The organism is Streptomyces sp., from assembly GCF_031181705.1.
GTDB lineage: Bacteria > Actinomycetota > Actinomycetes > Streptomycetales > Streptomycetaceae > Streptomyces.
Genome location: NZ_JAPSKN010000044.1, coordinates 1 through 18790, shown reverse-complemented (window position 1 = coordinate 18790; position 18790 = coordinate 1). Strand labels below are relative to the sequence as shown.

Genomic DNA, 18790 nt, shown 5'->3' with positions numbered 1-18790 from the left:
TCCGTTCCATGGCCTTTGCTGAGGGGTTGATTCGAGTGCGTTCGTTCGGCGCGTCGTCCGCGCACAAAGGAATGTGGCTGGCGCAGAAGATGGCGCCCGACATGCTCAACCACGCGCTGGCCATGTGGGAGGTGGACGGTGAACTGGACACCCCGGTCATGGAAGCGGCCATGCTGCGCGTGCTGGACGAGGCGGAGGTCCTGCGCGTCAGCTTCCGCGACGACGGCGGCGGCCTGCGCATGGTCCCCCGGGAACTCGGCGACTGGCGGCCGTTCCACCTGGACCTGAGCGGTGAGACCGACCCCGAGCAGGCCGCGCGCGAGGCTCTGGCCGGCTTGGTGCGGCGACCCTACGACCTGGAGCGCGACCTGCTGTTCCGGCTCGGCGTGGTCACCCTCGCCCCGGCCCGCTTCCTCGTGGTGATCTCCTACCACCACCTCGTCTGCGACGGCTACGGGGCCGGCGGTCTGCTGTCGCGCCGCATCGCCGAGGTGTACACCGCGCTGGCGGAGGGCTCACAGGTGCCCGAACCCGCGCACCCGTGGGACGTCGCGTCCTACGCGGCCCTGGCCGAGGAGTACACCGCCTCGGGGAAGGCCGCCGAGGACACCGGTTTCTGGCGCGAGCACCTGGCGGACGCGCCCCCACCGGCGCAGGTGCCGGGCGTGACCCTGTCCGACGCGCGGCGCGCCCGGCTCTGCGAGCCGTTGAGCGGCGCCGACCGCTGGTCGGAGGTGGCCGGGGCGATCGGCATGGTGAGCCGGACGCTGACCGTCCCACGGGCCGAGGCGGATGCCTGGACCGAGACCGCCAAGTCCCTCGGCGTGTGGATGTCCTCGCTGCTGACCGCGGCCGCGGCGGTCTTCCTGCGCCACCGCTGCGACCGCCCCGAGTTCCTCCTCTCGCTGGCCGTGGGCAACCGGTCGGGGGAGGCGGGCCGGACACCCGGTCTCGCGGTCAACGTGGTACCGCTGCGGATGAGCGTTCCGCTCGGGGCGTCGTTCGCACGGATCGCCGACGCGGTGGTCGACGAGACGTACGAGGTCTTCGGGCAGACCGGCTGCCACTACTCCGACATCCAGCGCGCGTGCGGCACCGTCCTCAGCGGCCGGGGCAGCTTCGGAGCGGTGCTGAACGTCGTGGACTTCGTGGAGCAGCTCCGCTTCGGCGGCCACCCGGCGCGCTACTTCTCCGCGACCACCGGCACCTTCGACGAACTGTCGATCGGCTTCTGCACCGACGGGACCCCCGACAGCGACCTGTTCCTGCGGCTCGACGCCCCCGCGGGCCTGTACTCCCGCGCCGAGCTGCGTGCCGTCGGAGAGGACCTGCTCGACCACGTCCGGGCCGTGCTGGCCGCCCCTGCGCAGACTCCGGTCGGTGCCCTGGCCATGCTGCGCGGCCTCGAGCGGCACCGGCCGCCGTCTGCGGTGGAGGAGACCGGCGCGCCGCTGCCGGGCCTGACGGTTCCCGAACTGTTCCACCAGCAGGCGGCGCGCGCCCCCGGCGCCGTCGCGATGGTGTCCGGGACCACCACGGTGACGTACGGCGAACTCGCCGAGCGTTCCGGCCATCTGGCCAGGGCGCTGCGCAGCCGGCATGTGGGACCCGAGACGGTCGTGGCGGTGGCGGTGCCCCGGTCGGTGGATCTGGTCGTCGCCCTGCTGGGGGTGGTGCGGGCGGGCGGCGCCTACCTGCCGGTCGACCCGGCGGCCCCGGCATGGGGCGGCACCGCGGCCGCTCCCGGCGTCCTGCTCACCGACGCCGCGACCGCCGCGGCACTCCCGGCCGATCCGGACCTGACGGTCCTGCTCCTGGACGAGCTGTGCGCCGAGGCCGGCGACGACGCGACCGGCGACGACGGTCTCGGCACCGCCCCGCCGGCGCCGCTCCCCGACCAGCTGCTCGCCGTGCTCCCCGGCCCGGCACCGGACGGTTCGGTCACCGAAGTCGCCGTGACGCACCGCACCATGGAGCGGTTCGTCCTGGATCGCCACTGGCGTGACGGTGCCGGCGGGACCGTGCTGTGGCACGCCCCGCCCACCGCCGGCGCGACCGCCCTCGACGTCTGGGCGCCGCTGCTCCGCGGCGGCCGGATCGTGCTGGCCCCGCCGGGGGAACTGGACGCCGACGCCCTGCCCGGGTTGCGTGAGACCCATGGGATCACCACCGTACGGCTGACCGCGGACGCGTTCTCGGCGCTCGCGGCCGACCGTCCCGAACGTCTCGCCGGACTGCGTGAGGTGTGGACCGGCGGGGACCGCGTCCCGCCGGCCGCGGTGCGGCGCGTCCGCGAGGCCTGCCCGGACCTGACCGTCGTCGACGTACACGGCCTGGTGGAGGCGGCCTCGTTCGCCGTGCGGCATCCCCCGGCCGCCGAAGCGCCCGGACACCCGGCACCCTCGTACGGCAGCCCCCTGGACCACACGGCACTGCACGTCCTGGGCCCGGGGCTGGTGCCGGTCCCGCCCGGGGTGGCGGGGGAGCTGTACCTGGCCGGGCCCGGCGTGGCGCGCGGTCGCCCGGGACGGCCCGGACACACGGCCGCGCAGTTCGTGCCCTGCCCGTTCGGCCCGCCCGGCGGGCGCATGTACCGGACCGGGCACCGGGTGCGCCGGGACGAGGAGGGCCGCTTCGCGTACGTGGGACGGGCCGGTGCCCAGGCGGACGTGCGCGGATTCCGCATCGAACCGGCCGAGGTCGAGGAGGCCCTGGCCGAGTACCCCGGGCTCGCCCGGGTGCTCGCCGAGGTCACGCGGGACGAGGCCGGGCAGCGGAGGCTGGTGGCCTACGTGGTCCCGGGCGGTACGGCCGCCCCGGCGGTCGAGGAGCTGCGCGCGTTCGCCACGGGGCGGCTGCCGGAGGCGATGGTCCCGTCGGTGTTCGTGCTGCTGGACCGTCTGCCGCTCACGGCGGACGGCCGGCCGGACCGCGCGGCCCTGCCGGAGCCGTCGTGCGACGGCGACTCCTACCGGGCACCGCGCAACCACACCGAGCGGGTCCTGGCCGGGGCGTTCGCCGACGTGCTGGAGGTGGAGCGAGTCGGTATCGACGACGACTTCTTCGACATCGGCGGCAACTCGCTGCGGGCGATCCGCCTGGTCGGCCTGATCCGCGCCGAACTGAACCAGGAGGTGTCCATCCGTAAGCTGTTCGCGGCGCGCACCATCGCCGGTCTTTCGGACCTGTGGGGGGATGTGGCCCCGTCGAGCCGGCCCGCCCTGCGCAGAAGGACCAGGGACGGCCACGTGCTGTGAGTCCGCCGGCGGACCGCCGCCCATTCCCCATCCCCGTCCGGCCCGGGACAATGGGGGGAGACGACTTCGCTGTCCCGCCGACGGGACACAGGCCGGCCGAGTCCGGCACACGTGAAGGCCCTCGTGCCGCAGCGGGTCGGCGGCGCGACCCGGAAACGTCACATCCCGCCCCACGTCGGTTCTTCTGGGCGCGGAAGATCACCGGTCGACGATGCGGACGGCGCATCGCGCAGCCATGCCAGCGGGAGAATCCTCTATGAGTCAGCGTGAACACCCCATCTACGACGTGGTCGGCATCGGGTTCGGTCCGTCCAACCTGTCGCTCGCCATCGCCCTGCGGGAACACTGGACGAGCGGTCAGGACGGGGAGGTCAACGCCCTGTTCCTGGAGCGGCAGTCCTCCTTCGGCTGGCACCGCAACATGCTGCTGCCGTCGGCGACCATGCAGATCTCCTTCCTCAAGGACCTGGTCACCTTCCGCAATCCGACGTCGAGTTACAGCTTCGTCGCGTTCCTGCACGCCTCGGGACGGCTCCCGCAGTTCGTCAACAACCAGGATTTCTTCCCCACCCGCGAGGAGTTCCACCAGTACCTGGAATGGGCGCAGGCCCGGGTCGCCGACCGGGTCCGCTACGGCTCGGAGGTGACGTCGATCCGGCTCGTCCCGGGCGACGCCCCGGAGACGGACCGCCTGCGGCTGGAGATCGCGGACGGGGGACACCGGGCCGGGCGCGTGATCGAGACGCGGAACGTGGTGGTCTCCACCGGCCTGGTCCCGAGCATGCCCGAGGGGACCGAGCGGGACGAACGCGTATGGCACAGTTCCGAGTTCCTGGACAGGTACCGCCGGATGGATCCGTCGGCGCTGCGGCGGGTGGCGGTGGTCGGGGCGGGCCAGAGCGCCGCCGAGATCACCCGGTTCCTCTACGACGAGCTTCCGCACGCCGAGGTGTACTCGGTCATCCCCTCCTACGGGTACTCCGTCGCGGACGACACGCCCTTCGCGAACCAGATCTTCGACCCCGGCGCCGTCGACGACTACTACTTCGGCACCGATCAGACCCGTGAGGCGTTCTGGCGCTACCACCGCAACACCAACTACTCGGTGGTCGACGACGAGGTGATCCGGGACCTGTACCGCAGGGCGTACGACGACGAGGTGCGCGGAACCAAGCGACTGCAGTTCCTCAACCTGACCCGGGTCACCGGCGTCAAGCGCGTGGGCGCCGAGACGCGCGTCTCCCTCCAGGTGGGACCCGACGCCGAGGTGCGTGAACTCGACTGCGACGCGCTCGTCTGCGCGACGGGGTACAAGGGGATGGAGCCCACCGGCCTGCTCGGCGAGCTCGACCACTACTGCGTGCGCGACGGTGCGGGCCGCTACCGGATCGAGCGGGACTACCGTGTCGTCACCGAACCGGAGTTGCGGTGCGGCATCTATCTGCAGGGCGGCACCGAGCACAGCCACGGTCTGACGTCCTCGCTGCTGTCGAACATCGCCGTCCGCAGCGGCGAGATCGCCGATTCGATCGTCGCCCGGCGTGCCGGGCGGATCGCCGGAAGTCCGGTCGCCGTTCCCGCCGAGGTCGGTGGCGACTTCCTCTGAACGCCCGACCGACGAGGGGAACGCCGATGAGCAGCCTGGCCGAAGAGCGGTGGATACGCCGCTTCCACGACGACGACGGGTGCGCGACGAAGCTCGTCTGCTTCCCGCACGCCGGCGGGTGGGCGAGCGCGTACGGTGGCTGGACCGCGCGGCTGCCGTCCGATGTCGGGGTGCTCGCCGTGCGGTATCCGGGTCGCGAGGACCGGCTCGGCGATCCGTTTCCCGCGGGGCTGGAAGCCCTGGCGGACGAGGTGGTGGAGGCCCTAGAGGAGTTGTCGCGGCACCGGCTGGTGCTGTTCGGCCACAGCATGGGCGCCTCGGTGGCCCACGAGGTGGCCGTGCGCCTCCACCAGCTGGGGCGTCCACCGGCCGCCCTGTGCGTGTCCGGCAGGCGCCCGCCGCAGCTGCTGGACGGCCGGCGCCGCCTGTTCGGCACGGACGAGGAGATCGTCGCGGGTCTCGTGCGCTTCGACGAGAGCCGGGCCGCGGTCTTCGCGGAGCCGGAACTGCGCGAGGTCCTGCTGCCGGCGATCCGCGCCGACTACCGGATGGTGGACGAGTACGCAGGGGGCGACCGTCCTGCGCTGGACTGCCCGGTGTACGGCTTCACCGGCGAGGACGACTCCGAGGTGACCCCGGACCAGATGCGCGGCTGGGCGGATGTGACCAAGGGCCCCTTCCGGCTCCTGGTCCTGCCCGGCGGGCACTTCTATCTCCGGGCCGAGGAGCCCGCCGTGCTGGCGGGTCTGCGGGACGCGCTGCGGCCCGTCAGGAACCTCGTGGAGAAGGCCTAGACGCGGGCCCCGGAGACCGGGGGATTGTCCTCTCCGGGACCCGCGCGTACGGCACCGGGCCATGGTGGCGCGGTGGTGTCAGCATGGCACCTGTCTGGCCCCACGGCAACCCCCGAAATTCGGGGACTCGGGGGCGGACACCTCATTCCAGGGTCGAAGGCTTTCGCGTGCGCAGCTGGCAACTGCGGTGTCACCAGGCCATTGTGCTGCCGTTGTCCCGATGTCGCCGATGGATGCGCCAGGGTGGCGCAATCTGGCGCTGGACGTGGCGCCAGATGATGTCATCATGGCGCTGGTTCGGCGTGCCGCCGACCGTCCGCACTCACCGGAGTTGAATCGCCTTGGCCACCTTGCTCTACCGCATCGGCCGCTTCGCCTTCCGGCGGCGAGGCCTCACCGTCCTGCTGTGGTTCCTCGTCCTCGGCGGTGCCGGCGTCGCTGCCTCGTCCGCGCCGCCTCCGCCCGTCGACACCTTCTCCATGCCGGGCACGGAGTCGCAGAAGGCCGTCGACCTGCTGAACGAGAAGTTCCCGGACGCCGGCGCCGACGGAGCGTCGGCCCGGGTCGCGGTCCGCGCGCCGGGCGGCGGGAAGGTCACCGATCCGGGGGTCAGGAAGAACGTCGCCGCGCTCGTCGCCGACCTGGCGAAGGCCCCGCAGGTGGCCGCCGCCTCGGACCCGTTCACGTCGGACGCCGTCAGCGAGGACGCCACCACCGCCTACACGGTCGTCACCTACGAGGTGAGCGCGCTGGAGGTGTCCGACAGAGCGCACGACGCCCTGCTCGAAGCCGCCGACGACGGCCGCGAGCGCGGGCTCACGGTCGAGATGGGCGGCGACGCCGTCCCCGTGGAGCAGGCGGCCGGCGGCACCGCCGAGAGCGTCGGCGTCGCCGTCGCCGCCCTGATCCTGCTGGTGACCTTCGGTTCACTGGTGGCGGCGGGCATGCCCCTGCTCACCGCCGTCATGGGGGTCGGCATCGGCGTCAGTGCCATCGGCGCCCTCGGCAGCACGCTCGGCCTCTCCTCGACCAGCACCACCCTTGCCCTGATGATCGGCCTGGCCGTCGGCATCGACTACGCCCTGTTCATCGTCTCCCGCTACCGCACCGAGTTGATCGAGGGCCTGGACCGGGAGGAGGCCGCGGGGCGGGCGGTCGGCACGGCGGGCTCGGCCGTGGTCTTCGCCGGCCTCACCGTCATCGTCGCGCTCGCCGGCCTCACCGTCGTCAACGTCCCGATGCTCACGAAGATGGGCCTCGCGGCGGCCGGCACCGTCCTGATCGCCGTGCTGGTCGCGGTGACCTTCGTCCCCGCGCTGCTCGGCTTCGCCCCGGTCCGGGTGCTGCGCCGCGCCGACCGCCACCGCATCACGGGCAAGCCGCTGTCCGAGCGCCGTCAGCGCAGGGCCGCCCGGGCAGTGGAGCGGCAGCGGCCGAACCTCGGTTCCCGCTGGGCGGGTTTCGTCCTTCGCCGCCCCCTCGTCGTCCTGCTGGTCGGCGTGGTCGGCCTCGGTGTCGTCGCCGTGCCCGCGACCCGGCTGGAACTGGGCCTGCCCGGCGAGGGCACCATGGCCCCCGACACCACCCAGCGCAAGGCCTACGACATGCTGTCGGAGTCCTTCGGCCCCGGCTTCAACGGCCCCCTGCTGGTCACCGTCGCGGCGGACGAGGCCCGCGGTGTCGGCAAGGCCGTCGCCGCCGAGCTGTCCGGTGAACCCGCGGTGGCCGAGGTCGGCCCGGTGGTGCCGAACACGTCGGGCGACACCGCGATCATCAACGTCGTGCCGGAAGGGGGTCCCACGGACGACCGGACCCGGCACCTGGTCGAGAAGTTGCGCGACGACCTGTCCGACTTCGCGCGCACCCATGACGCCGAGATCCTGGTCGGCGGACAGACGGCCATGTTCCTGGACTTCTCCCGGACCCTCGACGACGCGCTCCTTCCGTACCTCGCGCTCGTGGTCGGACTCGCCTTCCTGCTGCTGGTCCTCGTCTTCCGCTCGCTCACGGTGCCGCTGAAGGCCGCCCTCGGTTTCCTGCTGTCGGTGTCCGCGGCGCTGGGTGCCGTCGTGGCGATCTTCCAGTGGGGCTGGTTCGCCGACATCGTCGGGGTGGACCAACCGGGCCCGATCATGAGCACCATGCCGATCATCATGATCGGGGTGGTCTTCGGACTCGCCATGGACTACGAGGTCTTCCTGGTGACCCGGATGCGCGAGGCCTTCGTCCACGGGGAGTCGACCTCCCAGGCGGTCGTCACCGGCTTCCGGCACGGCGGCCGGGTGGTCGCCGCGGCGGCGCTCATCATGACCAGCGTCTTCTCCGGGTTCATCATGGAGGACAACGTCTTCGTGCGGATGATCGGCCTGGGACTGGCGCTCGCGGTGCTCTTCGACGCCTTCGTCGTCCGCATGGCCATCGTCCCCGCCCTCTTCGCCCTCCTCGGCGACCGCGCCTGGTGGCTGCCGCGGTGGCTCGACCGCGCCCTGCCCGACATGGACGTGGAGGGGGAGAAACTGTCGCACCGGCCCCCGGCCGCACGGGGGCGGGTGCCGATCCCGTGACCGGCTCGCGCGGCGGCCGCACGCCGGCCGCCGCGCCGCTACGGCAGCCGCAGCGCCGGCCTGCGGTGCGGGAGCGCGGTGGCACCGTGCAGACCGCGGAAGGCGTACGCGGCGGAGATCAGCGCCATGTGGTGGTACCAGCCGGGAAACGACCGCCCCGCGAAGTCCAGCAGCCCGAAGTCCTGCCTCAGGGCATCCAGCACGGCCGACGTCCCACCGGTCAGCGCGGCGGTCGCCGCAACCGTGCCGGGGGAGTGGTGGACCAGACTCGTGAGCCACAGCCGGCCGGTCGTGCCGGTGTCGCCTCCGCTCGCGAAGAGCCGGTACGGAGGTCCGGGCGAGTGCCCTGGGGAGCTGCCCGGCAGGTGAACCAGCACCGACGGCGGGCCACTTGCCCGCTGGGGCCCGTCGGGTGGGGCGGGAGTGTCGCCCTCCGGTCCCTGCGCGCGGAGCAGACTCCGCGCACCGACCGGTCCCGGGGAGGCCTCGCCGACGGGGACCACGGCCAGCTGTGGCGGCACCGCGACGACGACGTCCCGGCGCCGCATGGCGAGCCCGCGCACCAGGTACCCGACGTCGGGATCGTTGCTCATGTCGGCGAGGACCACGGCAGACGGCGAGTCCACACGGGCCGACAGCCGGTCGACGAGCCGGAGCGCGTGTGCCCATGTCGGGAGGTACCGCTCGGAGTCCGGAATGCGCGCCTCGTGACGCCGCTCGGGGTCCTGCGTCCAGGCCCGCGGCAGGTACAGGGACCAGTCGACGGGAATCTGCACCGTGCCCACGTGGAGGAAGGAGCCCAGTCCCAGCTGGCAGTTGAGCGTACGGCCCGAGTGCAGATCGAAGCGGCGGTGGACGCCCACCGACTTGTCGCCCCTCTTGGGCAGGACGGTCCGGCCGATGGACCACACGGCCTCCGGACGCCGGCGCGCCACCCAGTGCGTGATCTCCTCCGCCACGTCGTCGAAGTTCCACGGGCTGAGGCTGACGAACTGGCGCAGCGACTGCACGACGGACGGATCGCGGGATATTCCGGCCGCAATCCTGCGTACCGTCTTCTTGCCCGGTGTGGCGAGTAATCCGCTCAGATAGGCGTGGGCGCACTTGCGTTGATCGATCCGGCGTAAGCTCTTGAAGATCGTCCTGCTGAAGTGTTCCAGCATCGAATCTGAATCTGCGGTGTCCGTCGTATGACGTGAAAGCGACGACGAGTGCGGTGGGGCCGTTTCCATTCCGCGACAACTCCCCCGAGTTTCTGGCCATGTGAAGGTTGAGTGTAGGACGCGCTTCACAGTGGCGCCACCGTCGCGTCGGATGGCTTGATCTGGCACCTCGGATGGCGCGAAGCCCCGGGCCGGGGGGCGGTGGACCGGTGGAGCCGCTCACCGCCTGACCGTCCCGGTGCCGGGCGCTCGGCCCCCCGACCCCCGGACGCCGGGGGCGAGCCGCGGCCACCGGCAGGCCCGGGGACGGCCCCGGTACGTGCCTGACCGCTCATCAGATGCAGGTGGGAGCCGGTGCGTTGGCCGACTTGTGGCGTGCTGCCTACCCCCACATCACGCCATTCCTGGCGACAGGGCGGCGTCAAGAGAACGTTCGAACTCCGCAAAGTAGTACTCGATGGTGCCAAGATCCTTGAACTGGTGCCGCGGCTGGGATCTACTCAAGGCCGCAGCAGGTGGCCGTCCCGCCGACAACGAGAACCGGTCATTATCGGCTTTCTCGGGTCGCTGCCATTCGGTGGCGGACGTGGCCGACGTTCTTTGTACGCGTGCCATGAACGACGTGAATGCCTCCGCGGTCGAGGGAGGCAATCGCGCGAAACCAATCGGTGTACCAGCACGTCGACACGGGGGCATGATGGCGAATCAGGTCGAGGAATGCTCGGAACCCAAGACGGTCATATTCGGTAGACCCGCGGGAACCGCCTCGCACAGCCGCAGAAGCAGGGGGGCGGACCAGCGGCGCGAACAGGTGCTCACGACGAAGGTGGGGTTGCACATCCCCGCCGGACTCGCCTTCGAGGAGTGGGAAAACGCCGGGCGCCAGCTCTCCGGGCTGCTCAACTCCTCGTCCTGGTGGCTGGGCGACTGGCTCGTGTACGGCAAGGCCCACTATGCCGACCGCTACGAGCGAGGCATCCGGGCCGCCGGCCTCCAATACCAGACGCTGCGCAACTACGCCTGGGTCTCCCGGCGCTTCGACCTGGACCGGCGGCGGTCCGCCCTCAGCTTCCAGCACCACGCGGAGCTGGCCTCGCTGCCCGTCGACGAGCAGGAGACCTGGCTGGACCGCGCCGAACGGATGCAGTGGAGCACCAAGCAACTGCGCAACGCCATCCGCAGCGAACGCGAGGGCGCCTCGCCGCAGCCGGACGTCGCGGCGGCGACGCGTCGGCTCGCCGTGCCCGACAACCGGCTCCAGTGGTGGCACAAGGCGGCGGTCCAGGCGGGCATCGAACTGGAGGACTGGGTGATGGCCACGCTCGACGCGGCCGCCAGCCGGCTGCTGGAGGAGCCCGGCCGGCGCCTGTCCCTGGAGTAGCCATGTCCCGCGCGCTGTCCCGTCGGCGGGACGGCGCGATCCGCTCACGAGAACACCGCCCCGTCCTCCTCGTGTGGACGGGGCGGAGGCATGTCCCAAGCAAACCCGAGACGCGCGAAAAGTGAAAGCAAGCCGTCCTCCGAAATGAATTCGTCGAGCGTCACCGCATGCGATGGCGATCGCGCTCCCCAGGTCCTTCCGGTGCTGCTTCAATAAGTCAGCCATTGCTGCAGGAAAGACGGGAGCGAAATGTCGCACACGTATCCGGAGAATTTCGCGGGCAGTGTCCGTGCCGCGTCGCCGCGCCGTTATCTGATGTGCCGCCCCACGCACTTCGACGTCACGTACTCGATCAATCCCTGGATGGATCCCGGCAGGCCCACGTCGGCAGAGGTGGGCCTCGGCCAGTGGAAACGGCTGCACGACGTGTTCGTCGGCCTGGGGCACGAGGTGGAGCTCATCGATCCGGTGCCCGGACTGCCGGACATGGTGTTCGCGGCGAACGGTGCCACCGTCGTCGACGGCAAGGTCCTCGTCGCCCGGTTCCGGCACCCCCAGCGCACCGACGAGGCCCGGGCGTACCTGGAGTGGTTCGGCCGCGGCGACTGGTCCGAGGTCCGGCAGGCCGAGTACGTCAACGAGGGCGAGGGGGACTTCCTGTTCGCCGGCGGGGAGATCCTGGCGGGGACCGGCTTCCGCTCCGACCCCCGGGCGCACGACGAGGTGCGCGAGTTCTTCGGCCGCCCCGTGGTGAGTCTGACGCTCGTCGACCCGCGCTGGTACCACCTGGACACCGCGCTCGCCGTACTCGGCGACGGGCACGTCATGTACTACCCGGCGGCGTTCTCCGCCGAGAGCCGCGCGCTGCTGTCCGAGCGCTTCCCCGACGCCCTCCTGGCCGGCGAGGCCGACGCCGCCGTCTTCGGCCTCAACGCGCTGTCGGACGGCCGCAACGTCGTCCTGCCGCGCCAGGCCGTCGGGCTGGCGACGCAGCTGCGCGAGCACGGCTACACGCCCGTCGGGGCCGACCTGACCGAGATGCTGAAGGCGGGCGGCAGCGTCAAGTGCTGCACGCTCGAACTGCGTACCCGCTAGGCGTGTGCGAGGGGCCCGGCTCCCCGGGGAGCCGGGCCCCTCGGCAGGGCCGGACGGCCGGGTTGCCGTGTCCCGGCCGGCGAGTCTCAGGGTCCGGAGCGGGGCAGCCTGTCCATCAGTTCCGCCGTCTCCCGGTGCCGGCCGCACTCGCGCCCGCTGAAGGACTTCTGCACCCGCTCGCGCACGTCGGCGGGCTGCTCCTGGCTGAGTTTGAACATGCCCTGGGCGCCCGTCACCGAGATCCGGAAGGCGCCGACGCCGGCGACGATGCTGCGGAAGTAGTCGACCGACTCCGACTGGTCCCAGCCGGCCCCGAACCGGTCCTCGAAGGACAGCGCCGTGGCCCGCACGACCTCGAGCGTCTCCTCCAGCGAGACGATCTTCTCGACCACGCCGCGCACATGAGCCGAGGTGAAGTTCCACGTCGGCGCGGCCGGTGAGGTCTCGTACACCGTCGGGGAGACATAGGCGTGCGGGCCGGTGAAGGCGAGCAGGACCACGTCACCCGTGCTCAGCGCCCGCCAGTGGGGGTTGGCCCTGTTCATGTGCGCCAGCAGCGTGGCGCCCACCAGGTCGTCGGGCCAGTCGCGGGTCGTCCCCGGGTCGGGAATCACGGGAAGGTGCGTGGCGAAGGGACCCTCGTCGGCACTTCCGTTGATCACCGCCAGCGCCAGGGGATTCCGGCGGATCAGGTCGGCTATCCAGGAACCGTCCGGTTCGCGATAGTGACGGGGAACGAACACCCGGACATCACACTCCTCCGTGGTCGGTTTCCGGAAACAGGTCCGCCGTTTCCGGAGCTGGGTGCACCGTACGTCGACGGCGCATTTCCCAGGCCTTTTCCGTGGCATTTTCCGACGCCGTTTGCGAGGCCCTTTCGCGATGCCGTCCCGCGGGCGGACGGAAGACCAGGAATTCCGGGCCGTCCCTCGGGGCGTCGGACACGGGACGGCGGAGCCGCGGCGGCTGTGCCGCCTAGCAGTACTCGGCCTCCAGGATGGGGAGCACGGTCTCGGCCCCCCAGCTGCTGTTGTAGTTGACGGTGATCTGGTGGCCGCCGTCCTGGGTGGTGGCGGCCAGGGTGATCCACCCCGGCATGCCCCCGTCGTGGTACCAGAACGGGACACCGCAGCTCGTCGTGAACCGTTCGATGCCGAGCCCGTAGGCCGACCCGGGGAAGTCGGGGTTGTCGACCGTGGTCCGCATCGCCTTCAGCTGACGCGGCGGCAACAGCTTGCCGGTCATCAGGGCCCGGTAGAACCGGTTGAGGTCGCCGGCGCTGGAGATGATGTCGCCGTCGCCCCAGCCCTGGGATCCGTTCATCTCGGTGACGTCGTCGACCCGGTCGGGCGCCGAGGGGAAGAGCCGGGCGTAACCGCGGCTGCTCGGCCGGGGCAGGCCGGCGTCCTCGCCCGGGTGGGACGTCGCCCTGAGCCCCAGCGGTTCGACGATCCGCTCGCGCACCTCGTCCTCGTACGGCCTGCCCGCGACCTTCTCGACGATCAGCGCGGCCAGGATGTCGTTGGTGTGGGAGAACCAGTGCCGCGCGCCGGGCTGGAAGGGCGGTTCGTGCGTAAGGGCCACGCGCACCCGCTGCTCGGGTGTCACGGTGTCGTAGCGATGCTGCAGGAATCCCTCACCCGTCAGGTACGTCGTGACGTACTCCTCGTCGGCGAGGTAGTCGAACAGGCCGCTGGTGTGGTTGAGGAGCTGCCGCACGGTGATGCGGCGGCCGTCGTTGCCGTTGCCCCGCACCAGGCCGGGCAGGTGGCGCTCGACGGTGTCGTCGAGCCGGAGCCGCCGCTCCGCCTCCATCTGCAGCAGGACGGTCGCCACGAACGTGTCGGTGATGGTGCCCACACGGAACCGGTCGTGTCTGCCGCGCGGGGCGCCCGTCCTCAGGTCACCGACGCCGGCTGCCGAGGACCACACGCCGTCGGCGTCCCGCGCCTGGGCGGTGACGCCGGGGACACCGGCTGCCACGGCCGCGTCCAGCGCCCGCTGCGTGGCCTCGTGACCAGCCGCCGCGGCACGGGAGTCCTGCGACGCCCGGGCGGGAGCCGTGAAGGCGGTGGCCACCAGCACGGTGGCCGCCGCCAGAGCGACCGTGCCGGTCTTGAGGCGCTTGCGAATCGTCATGCGTGCTCCTGGAGTCGTTCGTCATCGGCTGTGCGGTCCGTCGCCCGACGGCGCCCGCGAGTGGCCGGGTTGGGCGCCGCGGGTGCGGGTGCGGGTGGGGAAGGCGGCCTGCTCGGGCGCCCCGTGAGGGTCCTGCCGCACACCCGGCGGGTCGGCGGAGGCGGGGCGGACGCACGCCCGGGAGGCGGTGGGGCCCTGGGCGGTGCCGCGCACGGACGGATGCCCGGCCGACCGCCGGCGCCCGCCCCGTGTGTTCGACCGTGGGCGCGGGTCCGGGTACGTCCGGGGGCCGGGACCGCCGGCAGCGGCGGGAGGCACCGGGTTCGGCCGGCCGTCGTGTCCGCCCCCGGTGAGCGGCACCAAGAGAACACACCTCGCCCCGCCCCGGCAACGGAATCGGGCCCGTCCGGCCGCCGCGGCCTCGTCCCGCCGACGGGACACGGGAGGAGGCGGGAACCGGGCCGGAGGAGGCGGGAACCGGGCCGGAGGCGGCGGAACCGGGCCGGAGGAGGCGGGAACCGGGTCCGAGGACGAGCGGCGACGGACAGCGCAAACGTCCGGCAGCGGCGCGCCCCGTGCGGCCCGGCGTCGTCTTGACCGTCTGATCCGCCTCCGTGACCGTGGTGGTGCTCCGCGGACGTCGCAGGGAGCGCGAGCGGCAGGGGGAGACGGCGTGGGACACGAGGGCAGGGACACCGACGTGGTGATCGCGGGCGCCGGGCCGACAGGCCTGATGCTCGCCTGCGAACTGCGGCTGGCGGGCGCCGACGTGACGGTGGTCGACCGGCTCGCGCGGCGCACGGGGGAGTCCCGGGCCGGCGGGATGCACTGCCGCACGCTGGAAGTGCTGGACCAGCGAGGGGTCCTGGACCGCTTCCTGGCAGCCGGTGAACTGACGCCGGTCGGCCATTTCTCGGGACTCATGCTGGACTTCGACGGGTTGGAATCCCGGCATCCGCTTCCGCTGACGATCCTTCAGTCGGCGGTGGAGCAGCTGCTGGAGGAGTGGGCCACCGAACTCGGCGTACGGGTGCGCTGGTCGGCCGAGGTGGTCGGGGCGCAGCAGGACGGGGACGGCGTGACCGTCGGGCTGCGCACCGCCGAGGCGCCCTCCGCGCCGCTGCGCGCCCGCTATCTGGTGGGCTGCGACGGCGGCCGCAGCGCGGTGCGCAAGCTGGCGGACATCGCCTTCCCCGGCACTCCGGCGACGATGACCGCGATGATCGGCGACGTCGAACTCCCCGACCTGCCCGAGGAGTACGTCTGGGCGAGGCGCTGCGCGACCGGCGAGTACTCGGCGATCTCCTTCGAGCCGGGCTGGTACCGGGTGATCACGTCCGACTACGACCGTGTCGCCGACCGCGACGAACCCGCCACGTTCGAGCAGCTCCGGCAGTCCCTGGTCAAGCTGGCCGGCACCGACTACGGGATGCGCAACCCGCGGTGGATCTCCCGGTTCGGGGACGCCGCGCGGCAGGCCGACCGTTACCGGGCGGGCCGGGTCCTGCTCGCGGGCGACGCGGCGCACATCCACTTCCCGGCCGGCGGGCAGGGCCTGAACACCGGAGTGCAGGACGCGGTCAACCTGGGCTGGAAACTCGCCTCGGTGGTCCACGGCCGGGCACCGGAAAGCCTGCTCGACACCTACCACGCCGAACGCCACCCCGTGGGGGAGCGGGTCCTGCACAACACCCGGGCGCAGGCGGCCCTGACCCGCCCGGGGGCACAGACCGACGCGCTGCGCGAGGTGTTCGCCTCACTGCTGGTGTACGACGACGTCAACCGGCGGCTGCGGGACATGCTCACCGCGCTGGACATCCGGTACCCGGTCGGGGGCCGGCACCCGCTGGCGGGCCGCCGGGTGCCGGACGCCGGCCTGAAGACACCCGACGGTGCCACGCGCGTGTACGAGCTGCTGCACGCCGCCCGCCCCGTCCTGCTCGACCTGCGCGGCAACGCGGGCCTGGGCACGGCCGCCCGGGACTGGGCCGACCGCGTCGACATCGTCGAGGCACGGTGCGAGGACGCGTACTGGGCCGTCCCGTCCCACGACGAGATCCCGGCCCCGGGCGCCGTGCTCATCCGCCCCGACGGCCACGTGGCCTGGGCGGCCGGGTCGGACAGCGTCCCCGACACCGCCGCGCTCCGGACCGCTCTCACCACCTGGTTCGGCCCACCCCGGCCCGGTCCGCGGAGGCCGACGGCGATCCCCGGCCCGGGGACCGGCTGACGAGACACGCATCGTCGTCCGCCCCGGACATCTCCCCGCCCACGGAACGCCGTTACACCCTGGCGGGCCGAACCGCCGAGTAACGCCCGCACCCGTGACCGGTGATGCTGTAATGAGCGCGGGCCGCGGCGACACGCTGGGCCCGGCACCGCGCGCATCCGCGCCCCCGGCTCTCGGCGCGGGCCGGGTACGGGCACGCGGGCGAAGCAGCACAGGGGGACTGAGCGGTCATGGAGAACTTGCGGCCCGGCGATCCCGCGCAGGTCGGGGACTACCGGTTGCTCCGGCGCCTCGGGGCCGGGGGCATGGGGCAGGTGTACCTCGGGCGGTCGCAGCGGGGGCGCACGGTCGCCGTGAAGCTGGTCCACGCGCAACTGGCGTACGACGCGGAGTTCCGCCGCCGCTTCCGCGCGGAGGTCGCCGCGGCACGGCGGGTCGGCGGAGAGTGGACGGCTCCGGTCCTGGACGCGGACACCGAGGCGGACACCCCCTGGGTGGCCACCGGCTATGTCGCCGGACCCACGTTGCACCAGGCGGTGGCCGAGATCTGCGGTCCGCTGCCGGAGCAGTCGGTGTGGCACCTGGCGTCCGGTCTGGCGCGTGCGCTGCAGAGCATCCACGCCTGCGGACTGGTGCACCGGGACCTGAAACCGTCGAACGTCATGCTGACCGTCAACGGCCCCCGGGTGATCGACTTCGGCGTCGCGCGCGCCGCGGACGCCAGCGTGCTCACCCGCACCGGCGCGATGGTCGGCTCCCCGGGATTCATGTCGCCCGAGCAGATCCTGGGCGGTGAGATCACCGGGCTGAGCGACGTGTTCAGCCTCGGACTGGTGCTGGTGTTCGCCGCCACGGGCCGGCAGGCGTTCGGCAGCCCGGACAGCGGCGCCCACGCCATCATGCTGCGGGTGACCGAGGACGAACCGGACCTGACGGGCATGCCCGAGGCGCTGGCAGCGTTCGTGACACGGTGCCTCGCCAAGCGGCCCGAGGACCGCATCCCGCTGTCCGAGATCGTGACGACGGCGGAGGCGGCCACGGCGCAGGCCGACCCGGCCGCGTGGCTTCCGGGCGCCCTGATGGTGGAACTCGGCCGGCACGCCTCCGGCCTGCTCGACCTGGAGGAGCCGCCGCCGACCCGCGTCGACCAGCCGTCCGCCGGCCGGGGCGGGGACGCCGTGCACGCGCTGCCGACCGCGCACGGCGTGCGCCTCCCGCCCCCGCCGCCGGGCACTCCCACACCCGTGCCGATGCCTGCGGTGCCCGCCCCGACCCCCGTACCCCCGGCCCGGGCACCGGGGACGACGGTCACCACACCGCCGATGCCCCCGGTCCCGGGCGGTTTCCGGCCGGGCGGCCACAGCCCGAGACGGGTCGGCCCCGTGCTGGCCGTGTCGGCCGTCGTCGCCGTGCTCGCCATCGTCCTGGCCGTGAACCTCCCCGGCCTCGGAGGCGACGACGACCGGAACGGCTCCGGGGAGTCCGCAGCGTCCGGGGGAGCTTCCTCCGGGGGCTCCCCGAAGGCGTCCCCGGCCGACTACCAGGGTCAGTGGACCGGCAACGTGCGCGAACCGGACGACGACCTGTACTCGATCAAGCTGGACTACAAGGGCGGGAGGATCGGCGACCAGGTGGCCACCGTCGAGTACCCGTCGCTGGCGTGCAGCGGCCGCTGGATCCTCACCATGGACACCGGGCACTCGGTACAGGTCCGGGAGGAGATCACCGAAGAGAGCAGCCCGTTGAACTGCGCCGACGAGGTCGACATCGTCCTGACCCCCGCGGGCGGCGACAGCCTGCGCTACGAGGTGAGGAGTGTGGGGGACAGCGCGACCCTGCGGCGCGGCCGATGACCTGACGGGCCGAGACCTCAGTCCGGCAGCGGCAGCGGAGGAAGCTGCTGGTACTCGGAACGGCCCCGGTTGAGCACGGAGATCGTCGCGGCGGTCAGCCAGGGCACGGTCGGCCCGGCGAGCCGCATCGGCTCCCACTGCTGGTAGTCGGTGAACAGAGCCCACTGGTCGAGCACGGGGAGGAAGCTGATGATCTCGTGGTGCCGCAGCGACACCCAGCGGTTCTCGGCCGCGACGTGCAGCAGCGTGCGACGGTCGGTGAGGATCGCCCGGCAGGGGGAGAAGTCGCGCCACTGCGCCTGCGCCATCGCCTGTGCCCGGTTGCGGGCGCTGCTGTTGGCGACCGCGTCCCCGACCAGACCGGCCGCGACGAACAGCGGTGAGCCGAAGTAGAAGCCCGAACGCTGGTCGTAGCTCACGTTCATGCCGTAGAAGCGCGCGTAGTCCGCCGCCACGTCGCCGTACGCGACCTCACCCACTTCGAGCAGCACGCCCGGAGTGGCGACGGGGGCCAACTCCCCTCCGCCGCGCAGATGCCGGTGCAGCGAACACGCGGCTTCCCAGCCCTGCTGGTGCAGGGCGTGCAGGTGATCGTCGGCTGGATTCTGACGTGGCACTGCCTCTGGCCCCCCATGCGAAACGGCTGCTTCTCCGCCGCTCCCCATGGTGCCAGGTGAGGGGCGGGACGGGAGCCGCGTGCGCGGGCCC

At 72.4% G+C, this 18790-nt stretch carries 12 protein-coding genes; 8 read left to right on the top strand and 4 right to left on the bottom strand.

Annotated features, from left to right (window positions below; translation table 11 throughout):
- The first annotated feature begins 8 nt into the window (after nt 1-8).
- The 4 genes from RIN80_RS11725 to RIN80_RS11710 all read left to right on the top strand — a co-directional run bounded on the left by RIN80_RS11725 (nt 9) and on the right by RIN80_RS11710 (nt 8221).
- The gene (locus RIN80_RS11725) at nt 9-3257 is read left to right on the top strand and encodes an AMP-binding protein (RefSeq protein ID WP_309095495.1); all 3249 of its coding nucleotides are present in this window, start codon (nt 9-11) and stop codon (nt 3255-3257) included.
- A gap of 256 nt (nt 3258-3513) precedes the next feature.
- On the top strand, nt 3514-4863 hold the full coding sequence (locus tag RIN80_RS11720; RefSeq protein ID WP_309095494.1) for a lysine N(6)-hydroxylase/L-ornithine N(5)-oxygenase family protein: 1350 nt from the start codon (nt 3514-3516) through the stop codon (nt 4861-4863).
- A gap of 26 nt (nt 4864-4889) precedes the next feature.
- The gene (locus tag RIN80_RS11715) at nt 4890-5657 is read left to right on the top strand and encodes an alpha/beta fold hydrolase (protein WP_309095493.1); all 768 of its coding nucleotides are present in this window, start codon (nt 4890-4892) and stop codon (nt 5655-5657) included.
- Nucleotides 5658-5998: 341 nt separating this feature from the next.
- Nucleotides 5999-8221, top strand: coding sequence for an MMPL family transporter (locus tag RIN80_RS11710; RefSeq protein WP_309095492.1), 2223 nt, complete (start codon nt 5999-6001; stop codon nt 8219-8221).
- 38 nt (nt 8222-8259) lie between these two features.
- On the opposite strand, the gene RIN80_RS11705 is transcribed toward RIN80_RS11710, so the two are convergent.
- Entirely contained in the window at nt 8260-9384 is a 1125-nt protein-coding gene (locus RIN80_RS11705) for a transposase (RefSeq protein WP_309095491.1), read from the bottom strand.
- 811 nt (nt 9385-10195) lie between these two features.
- Here RIN80_RS11705 and RIN80_RS11700 point away from each other — a divergent pair.
- Together RIN80_RS11700 and ddaH are read left to right on the top strand one after the other, a co-directional pair.
- A complete protein-coding gene (locus RIN80_RS11700; RefSeq protein WP_309095490.1) occupies nt 10196-10765 on the top strand; it encodes an LmbU family transcriptional regulator in 570 nt (189 codons plus the stop codon).
- A 249-nt stretch (nt 10766-11014) separates the two neighbouring features.
- On the top strand, nt 11015-11860 hold the full coding sequence (gene ddaH / locus RIN80_RS11695) for a dimethylargininase (RefSeq protein WP_309095489.1): 846 nt from the start codon (nt 11015-11017) through the stop codon (nt 11858-11860).
- An 86-nt stretch (nt 11861-11946) separates the two neighbouring features.
- On the opposite strand, the gene RIN80_RS11690 is transcribed toward ddaH, so the two are convergent.
- Both RIN80_RS11690 and RIN80_RS11685 read right to left on the bottom strand, forming a co-directional pair.
- Nucleotides 11947-12603 carry an FMN-binding negative transcriptional regulator gene (locus RIN80_RS11690; RefSeq protein WP_309095488.1) on the bottom strand — a complete coding sequence of 219 codons (657 nt, stop codon included), beginning with the start codon at nt 12601-12603 and terminating at the stop codon, nt 11947-11949.
- A gap of 232 nt (nt 12604-12835) precedes the next feature.
- The gene (locus tag RIN80_RS11685) at nt 12836-13999 is read right to left on the bottom strand and encodes a serine hydrolase domain-containing protein (protein WP_309095487.1); all 1164 of its coding nucleotides are present in this window, start codon (nt 13997-13999) and stop codon (nt 12836-12838) included.
- Between the two features lie 673 nt (nt 14000-14672).
- Between RIN80_RS11685 and RIN80_RS11680 the strand changes: the two genes are divergently transcribed.
- The gene (locus tag RIN80_RS11680; protein ID WP_309095486.1) at nt 14673-16229 is read left to right on the top strand and encodes an FAD-dependent monooxygenase; all 1557 of its coding nucleotides are present in this window, start codon (nt 14673-14675) and stop codon (nt 16227-16229) included.
- A gap of 230 nt (nt 16230-16459) precedes the next feature.
- On the top strand, nt 16460-18082 hold the full coding sequence (locus tag RIN80_RS11675; RefSeq protein ID WP_309095485.1) for a serine/threonine-protein kinase: 1623 nt from the start codon (nt 16460-16462) through the stop codon (nt 18080-18082).
- A gap of 17 nt (nt 18083-18099) precedes the next feature.
- Here the strand turns inward: RIN80_RS11675 and RIN80_RS11670 are convergent, their stop codons facing one another.
- Nucleotides 18100-18699, bottom strand: a complete 600-nt coding sequence (locus tag RIN80_RS11670; protein WP_309095484.1) for a hypothetical protein — start codon at nt 18697-18699, stop codon at nt 18100-18102.
- Nucleotides 18700-18790 lie beyond the last annotated feature (91 nt).

Coding starts and splice junctions, on each gene's coding strand:
- RIN80_RS11685 (WP_309095487.1), bottom strand. CDS start 13,999: ATGACGATTCGCAAGCGCCTCAAGACCGGCACGGTCGCTCTGGCGGCG.
- RIN80_RS11675 (WP_309095485.1), top strand. CDS start 16,460: ATGGAGAACTTGCGGCCCGGCGATCCCGCGCAGGTCGGGGACTACCGG.
- RIN80_RS11725 (WP_309095495.1), top strand. CDS start 9: ATGGCCTTTGCTGAGGGGTTGATTCGAGTGCGTTCGTTCGGCGCGTCG.
- RIN80_RS11715 (WP_309095493.1), top strand. CDS start 4,890: ATGAGCAGCCTGGCCGAAGAGCGGTGGATACGCCGCTTCCACGACGAC.
- RIN80_RS11705 (WP_309095491.1), bottom strand. CDS start 9,384: ATGCTGGAACACTTCAGCAGGACGATCTTCAAGAGCTTACGCCGGATC.
- RIN80_RS11720 (WP_309095494.1), top strand. CDS start 3,514: ATGAGTCAGCGTGAACACCCCATCTACGACGTGGTCGGCATCGGGTTC.
- ddaH (WP_309095489.1), top strand. CDS start 11,015: ATGTCGCACACGTATCCGGAGAATTTCGCGGGCAGTGTCCGTGCCGCG.